The organism is Streptomyces sp. NPDC102441, assembly GCF_044765585.1.
GTDB lineage: Bacteria > Actinomycetota > Actinomycetes > Streptomycetales > Streptomycetaceae > Streptomyces.
In genome coordinates this window covers 72,639-84,998 of the sequence record NZ_JBIWKH010000021.1, presented here as the reverse complement: position 1 = coordinate 84,998, position 12,360 = coordinate 72,639, and the positions used below count along the sequence as shown (strand labels likewise).

Annotated in this window: 8 protein-coding genes and 2 pseudogenes; 4 read left to right on the top strand and 6 right to left on the bottom strand. The window is 69.7% G+C overall.

The annotated features are described in order from the left end of the window. Positions 1-66 precede the first annotated feature (66 nt). On the top strand, positions 67-939 hold the full coding sequence (locus ACIREO_RS35405; protein ID WP_404118004.1) for a ketopantoate reductase family protein: 873 nt from the start codon (positions 67-69) through the stop codon (positions 937-939). A gap of 131 nt (positions 940-1,070) precedes the next feature. On the opposite strand, the pseudogene ACIREO_RS35400 reads toward ACIREO_RS35405, so the two are convergent. Continuing rightward, positions 1,071-1,259, bottom strand: a pseudogene (locus tag ACIREO_RS35400) (Tn3 family transposase); the annotation flags it as partial. Between ACIREO_RS35400 and ACIREO_RS35395 the strand changes: the two are divergent. Beyond that, a pseudogene (locus tag ACIREO_RS35395) lies at positions 1,255-1,383 on the top strand (IS5/IS1182 family transposase); the annotation flags it as partial. The pseudogenes ACIREO_RS35400 and ACIREO_RS35395 sit on opposite strands and share 5 nt — an antisense overlap. A 561-nt stretch (positions 1,384-1,944) precedes the next feature. Here the strand turns inward: ACIREO_RS35395 and mobF are convergent. The 3 genes from mobF to ACIREO_RS35380 form a co-directional block, all read right to left on the bottom strand. After that, positions 1,945-6,000 (bottom strand): MobF family relaxase, encoded by a 4,056-nt coding sequence (mobF, locus tag ACIREO_RS35390; RefSeq protein ID WP_404118001.1) that lies wholly within the window; start codon positions 5,998-6,000, stop codon positions 1,945-1,947. A gap of 227 nt (positions 6,001-6,227) precedes the next feature. Next, positions 6,228-7,085 carry an oxidoreductase gene (locus ACIREO_RS35385; protein ID WP_404117999.1) on the bottom strand — a complete coding sequence of 286 codons (858 nt, stop codon included), beginning with the start codon at positions 7,083-7,085 and terminating at the stop codon, positions 6,228-6,230. Next, entirely contained in the window at positions 7,082-7,375 is a 294-nt protein-coding gene (locus tag ACIREO_RS35380) for an Atu4866 domain-containing protein (protein ID WP_404117996.1), read from the bottom strand. Before ACIREO_RS35380 ends, ACIREO_RS35385 begins: the two co-directional genes overlap by 4 nt. A 126-nt stretch (positions 7,376-7,501) precedes the next feature. Between ACIREO_RS35380 and ACIREO_RS35375 the strand changes: the two genes are divergently transcribed. Continuing rightward, on the top strand, positions 7,502-8,344 hold the full coding sequence (locus ACIREO_RS35375; protein WP_404117994.1) for a helix-turn-helix transcriptional regulator: 843 nt from the start codon (positions 7,502-7,504) through the stop codon (positions 8,342-8,344). 662 nt (positions 8,345-9,006) lie between these two features. Beyond that, positions 9,007-10,509, top strand: a complete 1,503-nt coding sequence (locus tag ACIREO_RS35370) for a carboxylesterase/lipase family protein (protein ID WP_404117992.1) — start codon at positions 9,007-9,009, stop codon at positions 10,507-10,509. A 235-nt stretch (positions 10,510-10,744) separates the two neighbouring features. Here the strand turns inward: ACIREO_RS35370 and ACIREO_RS35365 are convergent, their stop codons facing one another. Together ACIREO_RS35365 and ACIREO_RS35360 are read right to left on the bottom strand one after the other, a co-directional pair. Further along, complete coding sequence (locus ACIREO_RS35365; RefSeq protein ID WP_404117990.1) at positions 10,745-11,383, bottom strand: hypothetical protein; 639 nt, start codon at positions 11,381-11,383, stop codon at positions 10,745-10,747. A gap of 10 nt (positions 11,384-11,393) precedes the next feature. Continuing rightward, positions 11,394-12,273 (bottom strand): IS5 family transposase gene (locus ACIREO_RS35360; RefSeq protein ID WP_404117989.1). Its coding sequence is split into 2 segments (ribosomal slippage): positions 11,394-11,699 and positions 11,701-12,273, totalling 879 coding nucleotides; the frame shifts between segments, so codons are not numbered across the junction. Positions 12,274-12,360: the final 87 nt, after the last annotated feature.

The window sequence follows — 12,360 nt, the reverse complement described above, 5'->3', positions numbered from 1 at the left end:
ACGTTTGATTCAAACGAACGTATGACTGAAACGTATGACTGAAACGAACGTATGAAGAGGGTTGTCATGAAACTGCTCGTGTACGGCGCCGGGGTTCTCGGCAGCCTGTTCGCCGCCCGCCTGTATGAGGCCGGGCACGACGTCTCGCTCCTCGCCCGGGGCGAGCGCCTGGCCGCCCTGCGCCGGCACGGAGTGCAGCTCGCCGAGGCAGGCAGCCCGGCCGTCAGGCGGGTACCGGTGCCGGTGGTCGAGCACCCGGCCGGCGGGTACGACCTGATCGCGGTCTTCGTCCGCACCCATCAGGTGGACGCGGTGCTGGAGTCACTCGCTGGTCTCGAAGGCGACGTGGTGTTCCTGCTCAACTGGGCGGCCGGCGCGGAGCCGCTGGGCGCGGTGATCGGCCCCGAGCGGGTGCTGCTCGGGTTCGGCACGGCCGGCGGCACGATGGACGGCGACGTGGTCCGCTACCGCGCGCCCAACTTCATGACCCGCCGGGTTGCGATGCCGATCGGCGAACCTGACGGCCGGACCACCGCGCGACTGGAACGGATCGTGCGGGCGTTCCGCACCGCCGGGATCAACGCCAAGGCCGAGCCGAAGATGGATGCCTGGCTCAAGACGCATGCCGCGTTCGAGGTCCCGCTCGGACAGGCGGTGCACGCGGCGGGCGGCCCGGTAGCGCTGGCCGACGATCCGGACGCGGTCCGCGGCATGCTCCGCCTCATGCGGCAGAACCTGGCGGCCATGCCGACGCCGCCGGTCCCTCGCGGGTTCGCCGCGTTGCGGACCCTGCCGGAAGGACTGCTCGTGGCCACGCTGCGGCGCTTCCTGCGAAGCCCGACGGCCGTACACAGCGGACTCAGCGACGCCTCCCCCGCGACGGTGGCCGAACTCGCGCGGCTGGCCGACCAGATCCGCGCCTCTACGAAAGCCCGGTAGGCGGCAGGCGGCTGCGCCGCCTCCTCGGCCGGATCACACGTGAGTGCTGCCCTGGTCCATTCCGGGCACCCCTCGGCCGCCGGCCTCACCCGCTACACCCGCGTCTCGCCCGCTGACCGGCCCGACCAGCGTTACTCGTCGTCTGCGGCGTCCGGATCACGCAGCGGGCGCGGAGCCCCGGGCAGCTCGGGGAGTTGGAAGGAGTACCGGCCGAGCATGTTGATGTGATGGCGGACGAACGGGCAGAGGTGGGCCATGTCCTCGTCGCGGACGTCGAACCCGTCCTCGCGCAGCTGCGTGACGGCGGCGTCCATGTACCGCCGCCTCGCCCGAGACTACGAAACCCACCCGCACCGCTCCGAAGCAATGATCCGCCTCGCGATGATCGACCTGATGAGCCGCAGGCTCACACGTGAGTCGTCTCCGAACTGGCGCGACGCGTAACCACCACGCGAGGCATTGTCACGAACTCGCTGACCTGTGCCGTAATACGCTGAATCGCTGGCCCACCACATCGACGCACTCATGCAGATGCGGCGTCGGCAGACCGACACGCTCACGCATCACAGCGATGGCCTGCACGTTCCGCCCGGCCGAGACGAGGCCGTCCACCTCCGCCTGCACCTCGACCGATAGCCGGTCCCACAGAGCATTCCCCATACCCGCATTGAACCCCACGGACCGTACCCAAAAGGGACCGCGATCCGCTTGGACCGCCGCCTTACCAAACACCCCGGACGGGATAAAACGCTCTTCGAGACCTCGCGCGTATCGGCGCCTGGCGAAGCCGCCCTTCGCAGCAACAGCTTTCAACAGCTTCGATGACAGCGCCCTCCGAAGGAACTCTTTCTCCGGAGGGCTCGCTCGTATCCGGGCCAGGTGTCCGGCGTTCCGACTCGCGGCATGACCGCGACTCGGCAGCCTTCTTCATCCAGCCTGCGGCGAATGACTGCCCTCGTGCTGGACGACCCTTCCTTGTCGGCCTGCCGCTGGGTGGCCCACCCCTCAGAGGCTTCGGCGTGGACCTGTACGTGTCCGAGTCGACGGCTGGTACGAGCGGCTGTCCCGTACGGCGACACGGGCACTACGGGTCTCCTGAACCGTCTGGGGATCGGCGCGGGCCTGCACCTCGGACTCATGGAGCCTGGGGTGCTGCTCCGCGATCCGGGCCCTCAGCGTCTTCTCGGTCCGTGCGTCGGTGGCGACAGCCCGGTACATGGCCGCGTTCTCCCGGGCTCGGGTCGCCTGGCCGTGGGCGCGGGAGACGCTCTTCTCGTCGCCGGTGTCGATTTGCTGGACTCGGGCGGGGATCCGGGTCTCGCGCATCTCGGTGAGCCGGGCCGCGAGGGCGTCGGCGTCCGGCACCTGCTCGGTGGCACCGAGCACGGCGGCGTACGGGCTGCTGCGCACGATCTCCCACGCGGCCTCAGCTGCTCGGGAGGCCGCGGCCCCCGCGTCGGCGGCTTCCCGCCATGCTGTAGCGCGTTCCTCGGTGGCCTGCTGGGCGAGCTGCCGGTGTTCCTTGCGGGACGTGCCCGCCAGGCGCAGTGCGATTCTGCCCTTGTCGTCGGCGGTCGCCAGGAGGCGAAGGCGCTCGTCAGCCTTGACCGCCACCTCCGCTGCGGCTGTCTCGCGGGCCTGCTCGGCACTGGCGACGGCCAACTGCTCGTCGGCGCGGTCCAGCAGGAGGTAGATGGGCGCGGCCTCACGCCGCCCCCGGGTTTCCCCGCGGGTCTTGTCGGCTGCGATCTGCTCCAGCAGCGCGCGCTCGGTCTTCTCGGCTTCGGCGGCCGCCAGGTCCTCGCGCCGGGCGTCGACCGGGCCGGTGGCGATGAGCCGAGTGAGCTCCTGGTCGGTCCGGTCGTCGTACGGGCGGCGGTTCCAGGCCCGGACCCCGGCCAGCTCCCGCTCCTCCTGCATGTCGGCCAGCCGCTGCTTCTGCTCATCCGTCAGCCGGTACTCCCGGGGCTGTGGTTCGGCCTCGCGATGGTGCTGGTCGTGGATGGTGGTCGACCGGGCGCGAGTCGGCGACGGCACGACGACCGGGGCCAGGGCCGGCGGTTCGTGGAGCAGGTCGGAGGCCATCGCCTCCGGCCGCGACTGCCCGAGATACCGGGCGAAGGCCTCGACGGCGCGCTCCAGGCGCTCCTTCTCCGTGCGGGCGTCACCGAGCTGGGCCCGGCTGTCCTCGCTCTCGATGACCGCGAGCGGCAGCCACAGGTGGTTGGCCTGCTTGCCCCGGGCCACGCCCGGGTACGTCGCGAAGGCGTTGGCACCGTGCCCGTACAGCAGGCTCGTGTCGCAGGTCATCCCCTGCGAGGCGGCGATCGTCATGGCGTACCCCAGCGACAGGGCGCCGGAGACGACTTGGTCCGGCGTCAGCCACGCGGACACGAACGCCGCGTCCTCGCCGCGCGTACAGGTGCGCCACGTGATCTCGATCCGCCCGTCCTCGGCGATCTCGCTGACGACGGCCCGGTACCCGTTCAGCAGGTCCGGCCCCTCCCCTCGGCGGCTGCGGGAGTCGCGGGCGCGCACCCGTACGGCGTCGCCGGTGGCCAGGGTGAGCCGGTTGCCGCCGGGCAGGGCGTAGGTGTGCTCGGTGCCGAGTTCGCCGGCGGCGCGGCGGATCTGCTGGGCCCCGGCGTTGAGCGCGTCGACGTCGGTGTTACGGGCTGCGAGCACCACCAGCTCGTCGACGAGGTCGTTGGTGCCGGGCCAACGGTCGCGCCGGAGCTCGTCCCACGCGGTGAGGATCTGTGAGCGCGCCTCGTCGGCGTTCTCGGTGGGGTGGACGCAGCCCCGGTCGGCGAGCAGGCGCAGCGCCTGGTCTTGGTCGCCGGTGCGCCAGACCTCCAACGCGTGGCGTTCGGCAGCGTCCTCCTGGCGGCGGTTCTCGTGGAGCGTGAGCCCGCCGACAAGCCGGTGGACATCGCGGAACCATCCAGTGGCCCCGATGGCCTGGAGCTGGAGAGGGTCGCCGATGCCGATGAGCTTCGTGCCGACGCGGGCCGCCTCGCGCATGAGGACCTGGGCGGATCGGTCGTCCACCATCGTGGCCTCGTCGATGACCAGGAGGTCGATGCCGGTGAGGCCGCTCCCGGTGCTGATCTGCTGGAGCCAGGCCGCGACCGTACGGGCGGGGATCCCGGATGCCTGGGTGAGGTTCTGGGCCGCGACGGCACTGAGGCACGCTCCGGCATAGGTGGCGCCGGTGGCGTCCCACCCGATCCGGCACGCCTCCATCAGCGTGCTCTTGCCGGCTCCGGCGACGCCGACGACGGTGTCGATGCCGTACCCGCCGGTCAGCAGCCGGGTCACCGCCGCGTTCTGCCCGCCGGAGAGCTCGAAGCCCACCGCGACTTGGAAGGCGTCGACGGCGGCAGCAGCCTGATCGACGGTCAGCGCGACCCGGCCTTCGCCGTGCCGGGCGAGTGCCTGGTCTCGTACGTACGTCTCCGCATCCAGGATGTCCTGCGTCGTGTACCGGACCGTCGACGTCATGACGGTGGAGCCGTAGTCCGGCACGCGCACCGCGTACCCGGCCACGTCCAGGACGTCGTCGGCGATCTCGTCCAGGCGCCCGGGCCCGCCGTCGATCCCGTCCTGCAGGGCGTTGCCGACCGCTGCGAGCAGCTGCGCGCGGCTGAACGTCTTCTCGCTGCGGGTCAGGCCGGTCTCGGAGTCAAACACGATCGCGGCGAGGTCGGCCGGCGGCGGAATATGCGGACCGCCGCCGGGACCGTCAATGCCGAGTCCCCCGTCCGGACCGGGCGGTCCGGGCGCGGCGGCCGCGACCATGGCGTCGACGTCGACACCCGCGTCCTCGGCCCGCTGACGCCAGCTCTCCCGCATCCCCGCAGTGCCGGCGGAATGCTTGGCCCGCTTGGTCTGCAGGGAGACCTTCGCCTTCTCCCCCCGGCTCGCGTCGGCGCCGGCGGTCTGGTCGACCAACGTGGCCCGGCGGGAGAACGCCGTCCGCAGCTGCTCCGGGATCCCCGCGATCTCCCGGGCGCCGGTCTTCTCGTGCTGCTCGCGCCGGACTCCGAACCGGGCATACGTGAGCGCCCGGACCCGCGCCTTGAAAAGTGCGTCGGCGACCGCCGCGTGCCGGTGCAGGTCCTGCCCGGAGTTCGCGATGGAACGCCACTGCCCGTCCTCGCACAGAGCCAGATTCGGGATCGTGACGTGCAGGTGCAGGTGCGGGTCGCCCGGCTGACCGTCGCCCATCGGCCGCGCCGCCTGGTGCTCCACGGACCAGCCCATCAGCCCACCGGTCGCAATCCGGACCGGGCGCCCGTCCTCGCTGCCGACGCCGTAGCCGACCCAGGGTTCGAGCTGGGCGAACGTGTCGCGCTTGGCCTGGTGCACAAGGTCGCGCAGCTCCCGCTCGTCCAAGTCGTCCATCAGCCCCTGCAGGACACTGTCGGACTTGGGGAGGTCCAGGACCAGGTCCCAGCCGCGGACCCGGTCATCGACCCGGACGTCCTTGTGTTCCCGCGCCTCGGCCAGCTCGCGCTCGCCGTAGACGTCGTCCAGGGAGAGGCCGGCAGCGCGGGCGAGCTTGTGCAGGGTGGTCACCTGCATCCGGTGCATCTCACCGAACCGGTGCACCATCCGCTGCTGCTGTGCCAGGACCTTCTGCTGCTTCGGCTTGCCCTCCAGCAGAGCGGCGGGCTCGACTCCCCGTTCCGCGGCCGCCGACTCGATGGCCTCAAGCAGCCGGGTGGCGGTCAGCTTCGCCCTCTCGTGCGCGCGGACCGACGTCTGCGTACGGATCAGCCGCGCGCCAGTCTCTGGATGGCACCCGATCATCAGACGCCGGGCGGCGTCCTTTCCCTCCTCATCGAGGACCTGGCCGTCGGCCAGTCCGACCGCATGCAGACCGGTGCCCATCCACACCAGAGCAGCACCCTGCAGCCGGTGGTCGACCCGCTCGTCGACGGCGCCTTCCGCCACGACGGCCAGCTCCGCTGACGCCTCCACCACCGAACAGCCGGCCTGCTCCCGCAGCCGGTAGTCGACCTGTTCGTCTGCCGTGATCTTCGTCAGCCAGGCCACTGACCGCCCCCGCTCGTGCTGCCCCGTCAGCGGGGCTTGTGTGCTTGTGCCTTTCCGGCGTGCCGGGGTTCCTCGTCAGGGGAACCCCCTTCGTCCTTACCCCATTTTTGATCATGCCAAGAACGGTCAGTGTCGCCGGTGCCGAGGGCGGGCTCTGGCGGCAGCACTACCCCGCCGCACCCCGCCGCCCAACTCGCCTTCGCCAGTGTCGGTGGCCCCCGGGCGACCTACGGCGTCTCATCGGCGGGGGCGTAGTCGGTGGACAGGGTGAGGTCCTCCCAGGCGTTGAGGTCGCTCTCGACCGCCTCGCGTCCGGCACGGACCAGGCGCAGGGCGTCGGAGCCGAGGACGAGGTGGGCGGGAGGATTCGGTTCGTCAAGGATGCGCAGGAGCGCTGTGGCGGCTTTGGCGGGGTTTCCGAGCTGCTGGCCGCTAGCTGTCTGCCGGGCGGCGCGGATGGGCTCGAACAACTCGTCGTAGTCGGGGATCGACCGTGGCGTACGGACCATGGAGCGGCCCGCCCAGTCGGTGCGGAAGGAGCCCGGCTCGACGGCGGTGACGTGGACGTTGAAGCCGGAGACTTCCTTGCCGACGGCTTCGAGGATGCCTTCCAGGGCGTACTTGCTGCCGCAGTAGGCGGAGACGCCGGGGAAGGACGCGAGTCCTCCCATGGAGGTGACGGCCACAATGTGCCCGCGGCGCCGTCTCCGCATGAACGGCAGGACCGTCTGCACGGTGGCCACCGCGCCGAAGACGTTGACGTCGAACTGGGCGCGCAGGTCGGCCAGGGGCGTCTCCTCGAAGGTGCCCTCCAGGCCGTATCCGGCGTTCGCGATCAGCACGTCTACGGGCCCGACGGTCTGTTCCACCTCGCCGATCACCGTGCGGACCGCGGTGTCGTCGGTGACGTCGAGGAGGCGGGCATGAGCGCCCTCGGGGTGCAGGGCGGTGAAGGCGTCCGCGTCGGCGTCCTTACGGACGGTGCCGACGACCGTGTGGCCGGCGCCCAGGGCTGCGGTGGCGAAAGCGCGGCCCAGGCCGCTGCTGACGCCGGTGATCAGAAAGGTCTTGGCCGGTCGGGTCATGTCTGCTGCTCCTTGTACAGGACAAGGTGCTCGTGGAAGAGCACGCCGTCACGTATGTCGCCGGTGGCGGTGAACCCGCTGTCATCGACGTAATCGAGGTGGCTGCCCGTGACTGTGTAGCGGCCGGTGTAAGCGCTGGACCGGGTGCCCCGGGCCTCGTCGTAGCGGCCGTCGGGCAGCAGCTCCTGGCGGATATGCCCGTCCGCGGTCACCCACATCCCGACCGCGTCTACGGCACCGGTCCTTCGCCCGGCGGCTTCCTGCCGCGGCCTCGACTGGTTACTCACCATGTGCTCCTCCTCGTTTCGCTGTGCCGATCACCAGCGTGGGCGGCCTGAGAGAGAGGAGCCAGGACGAGTCGTGCCTGGGTACGGCGCACCCAGGCACACGGGCAGGGGCGGCTTTAGCCTGAAGGGGTGACCAGCAACGATCTCGGAGACTTCCTGCGCGCCCACCGTGCCCGCCTGCGACCTGACGATGTCGGGCTCGCCTCCCACGGCGCCCGGCGGGTGGCGGGGCTGCGGCGGGAAGAGGTCGCCGTCCTGGCCGGAATGAACAGCGACTACTACGCCCGCCTCGAGCAGGGCCGCGAGCGCAGCCCCTCCCCGCAGATCCTCGACGCGATCAGCAGCGCACTGCGGATGGACGACGAAGCGCGCGAGCACCTGTACCGGCTGGCCGGCACCGCACCGGACGGTGAGCGGCCGCAGCCGCGAGAGACAGTCAGTACTGCGCTGCGTCAGCTCCTGGACGGATACCCGAACGCCGCGGCGTTCGTGCTGAATCCGGCCACCGACTTCCTGGCGTCCAATGCCCTGGCCGACGCCTTGTTCTCCACGTTCGGCAAGCGGGACAACATGGCCCGCATGACCTTCCTCGACCCGGCCGCCCGGGAATTCTTCACCCAGTGGAAGCGGGCGGCGGAGGCGGTCGTGGCCGGACTGCGCCACGCCACAGGCCTGGACCCGCACTACCGGCGCCTGCACGACCTCGTCGATTCCCTGACCGAGGAGAGCGAGGAGTTCGCCGCCCTGTGGTCCTCGCACACCGTGCACGGCAAGACCCGAGACGGCAAAGAGGTCGTCCACCCCGATGTCGGACCGCTCGACCTCACCTACCAGACCTTCGACGTCCGCGGCGCCCCCGGCCAGCAACTGGTGATCTACCACGCCGCCCCGGGAAGCCCCAGTGTCGAGGCACTGTCCCTGCTCGGCAGCCTGCATGCCACCCGGCACCGGGAATCCTCCGCAGAGCGGTAGCGCCGACCGTCAGCTTGATGTTCATCGTCCGGCCGGCTCCGCAGGTCACCCTTTGCGCAGGTGTTCCTGCTGAGGTTCGGTGGCCGCCTCGCTGCTGGGGAGGTGTTCGCCGAGCCCGCTGCCGCTGATGGACGGGGCCGCGGCGGCAGGTGAGCCGCTGGCGGTGCTGCCGGTGCTGTTCCACCTCCTGTGGTCGCACGGACTGGCGGTGGACGTGTCGGTACCCCTGCACAGCGGTTCACCGGTCTCGCCGGGGGCAGCGGTCCCGGCTGATCCGCCGCGTAGCGAAATCGGTGGAGGCCGCGCACGGTGAGTGGGCTGGTGCCGTTGCCGAGCACGCGCACCCTCTACTCACGCCGACGTAAACGGCCGCGAAATTGCGCGCCGCGCTCGAAGGAACAGACCCTCGCCTGCCACACCAGCGCATCGAATCCTCAACCTCGAAAATCCCGTGCCGCCCAGACGCCCCGCGCCTCAAACCTTCGTCATCCTTGGCAGACGTCGATCGATTGGCGACGCGGCGGACTGGTAGCGGCGGGGAATTGACATCACTGGTGCGTCAATCATCATGATCTTGGTGTTGGTCCTGGGGTGCCCCGTGATGCAAAGCTGAAGCCTCGCCCTCTCCGGCGATCTGGCGTGCGATGAGAGGCAGTCCGCTCGTGGGTACCTTCAAGACGAAGAACGGCTCGGTCCAGGGCTTTCGGGTCTCTACCGAAGTCGTCGCCGTCCTTGGTATCCCCTACGCCGCCCCGCCATTCGGCGCCAACCGGTTCCGGGCACCTCTCCCGGCACCGGCGTGGACCGGGGTGCGGGACTGCACGGCCTTCGGAGCGGTCTCCCCGCAGTCGGCAGAGCTGCCCGGCGCACCCGTGTGGTCGCCCGCCGACGAGGAGATCCTCACCGTCAACGTATGGACCCCGACCCCCGAGGTCGGCCACCTGCCCGTCCTGGTCTGGATCCACGGCGGTGCCTACACCTTCGGGTCTTCAGCCCAACCCGATTTCGACGGTACCGCGCTGGCCCGCACCGGCCTGGTCGTGGTCACCCTCAGCTACCGGCTCGGCTTCGAAGGCTTCGGCCACATCCCCGCCGCCGAAACAACCACCTACCCGGACAACCGCGGCCTGCTCGACCAGGTCGCTGCCCTGCGCTGGGTTCGTGAAAACATCGCCGCCTTCGGTGGCGATCCCGGCAACGTCACGGTTGCCGGCCAGTCCTCCGGGGCAGCTTCGGTTGCCTGCCTGATGGTGATGGCTCGCGCCCGAGGCCTGTTCCACCGTGCCATCGTCCACAGCGCCGCCAGCCCGTGCTACACGCTTGAAACAGCTGCGGCGACCACCCGCGAGATCGCTGCGGCAGCGGGCTGCCCTGCCACAGCCGAGGGCCTGACATCTGCGACTCCACAGGCCCTGGTCGTCGCCTCCGACCGGGTGGTCAACGACTACCGGCATGACCCCGCCTCCGGGTCCCGCCACTACGACCCCTCGCTCTACGCCCCCGTCCTCGACGGGGACGTCCTGCCCACCGACCCCCTCACGGGGATGGCAGCCGGTGCGAGCCGGGAAGTGGACCTGCTGGTCTGCCACACCACGGAGGAGTACTGGCTGCTCGACGCCGTCGGCAGCAGCGCGAAGATCACCACCGAGAAACAACTGGCTCTCTTCGCCGAAGACTTCCACCTCCCTGACGGACTGGTCGCCGGCTATCGCGCTGCGATGCCCCACGCCCCGGTGCTCGATGTCTACCTCGCCGTCTTCGGGGATCTGCTGTTCGGCGAGTACAGCAATCGACTCGTCGAGCGTCACGTCCAGGCCGGCGGCCGGGCGTTCCTGTCACGTTTCGACCGTCGGCGCACTGGCCCAAACGGGGTAGTGCGGGCCTGGCACTGTGCGGACATCCCCTTCGCCTTCGGCAACCTCGACACCGACTGCCTGGCAGTCCTCATCGGCGGCACCCCCACCCCCGCGGACCACGAGCTGGCACGCCGCATGGTGCGCGCGTGGGCCGATTTCGCTGCCACCGGAAACCCGGGCTGGCCGCCCGTCAACAACTCCACCACCCAGGCCAGAATCTGGAGCACCGACGACGTCCCTACCGACGGCCAGTCCGCCGCTATCCGTGCCCTTTGGGTCGAGGCCGAGTTTCCAGTCCTGTGTCCGTGAACCGGGGAACCCCACAGCAGCCACAGACCCACCTCCGGGTTCTACTGCCATCTGCTCCGCGCTCGACATGACAGCCACCGAATCCGCAAGGTAGGTCTTGGAGCGATAAAATCCTCAGGGTGTAGATCCTTTCAAGGGACAGACTGAGCCGGGCATTTGCCTTACTGATCGTTTCAATATGAGCTGGTGGGGCGCTTGGCGCCGGGATGCACCGTAGGTGAGCAGTCATGAATGGTCACCGGCCGGTGGATGGCCGTCCCAGCGCGGTCTGCGCGTCGAGTGCCGCGAGCACAGTGTCAGCCAGTTCTTCGGCGGACTGTCCGCCACCCGCGTCGATGCGAGCCAGGCCCAGCCTGTCGATGGCCTCGATCATCAGTGCCTGGTAGCACTCCGTGCGGGCCAGGAACTTGTCCATCAGGACCCGTTCCTCGTCTGCGGCTGCTTCATAGGAGCCCGCAGCGTGAACGCGGGCGCGTACTAGGGAGTCGTCAGTGGTGAGCCATACGGCTGCCGCGTGCGGGACCTGTAGCCTGGCGACGCGGACGGGCCAGAGTGCCGACCCCTCCAGGACCAGGCCCGGACTGCCGCGGTCGCTGGCCGCACGGGCCGTGATCAGCTCTTCGATGCGGGGCCAGAGCCGATCGTAGTGGTCGAACACAGACGTGATCAGCTCGTCCACCGTAAGTGATCCGTAGTGCTCAGCGACGTGCGCCGGCACCTCCCACTCCGGGGTTCTCCAGGGCCGACCTGGGTGCCGGGCCATCCCGTCAGTGCTCAGGTACTCGAACCCGATTTTTGCCGCCACCTCTTGGGCGACGGTCGACTTCCCGACGTTCGATGTCCCGCCGATCAGGACCACTCGTAGATCGCGCACACCGACGACCCTACTGATCCTTCTGGGACGGTGCCTGCAGTCGGCGGAGACAGATGATGCAGCAGGCCAGTTGCAGGAGACCGTGGTGGAGGTCGGCACGGCGTTCGTAGCGGATTCGTAGGCGTTTGAACCGGTGGAGCCAGGCGAAGGTGCGCTCGACAACCCACCGGGTCTTCCCCAGGCCGGAACCATGCGCGACACCCCGCCTGGCGATGAGTGGCTTGATGCCGCGCTTCCACAGCAGGCGGCGGTACTTGTCGAAGTCGTAGCCGCGATCGGCGAACATCCGCTTGGGCCGGTTCCGCGGGCGGCCGGCCCCGCAGTCCGCCTATGCGAGGGATCGTGTCGAGCAGGGGGACCAACTGTGTGACGTCGTGACGGTTTCCGCCGGTCAGCGAGACCGCGAGCGGTATCCCCTGGCGGTCCACGATCACGTGATGCTTGGATCCGGGCCGCCCACGATCGACCGGTGAAGGCCCGACGTGATCTCCCCCTTTGAGAGCCCGGATGTGGGAGCCGTCGACTGCGCAGTCGTCCATGTTCAGCGCGTCTGCAGCGCGCAGCTCAGTCAGCAGGGCCTGGTGCAGGGCCGGCCAGACCCCGGCCTCGGTCCAGTCCCGCAGTCGGCGCCAACAGGTGATGCCGGAACAGCCCACCACCTGCACTGGAACGTCACGCCAGGCCACACCCCTGCGCAGCACGTAGATGATGCCTGCCAACGCCACCCGGTCAGACACCGGAAGGCGGCCGGGGTACCGGTGCCGACGTTCCTGTCGCGGCGGCAGCAACGGAGCTATGCGGTCCCAGAGCTCATCCGGGACAAGATCGGCAGACACCCGCCAGACCCTGCCTGCCAAGATCGCCAGAACCAGTCGCCACGCCGATCTCATTCTGAAACGATCAGTTACTGGCCGGGCTGAGCGCCGCGTAGATCGATTCGAAATCCTCAGGTCACGCTCGGGCCGGACCAAGATCGA

What these genes read in the sequence shown, in the direction of transcription:
- ACIREO_RS35405 (WP_404118004.1), top strand. Translation starts at nt 67, where the DNA reads ATGAAACTGCTCGTGTACGGCGCCGGGGTTCTCGGCAGCCTGTTCGCC.
- ACIREO_RS35380 (WP_404117996.1), bottom strand. Translation starts at nt 7,375, where the DNA reads ATGGTGAGTAACCAGTCGAGGCCGCGGCAGGAAGCCGCCGGGCGAAGG.
- ACIREO_RS35385 (WP_404117999.1), bottom strand. Translation starts at nt 7,085, where the DNA reads ATGACCCGACCGGCCAAGACCTTTCTGATCACCGGCGTCAGCAGCGGC.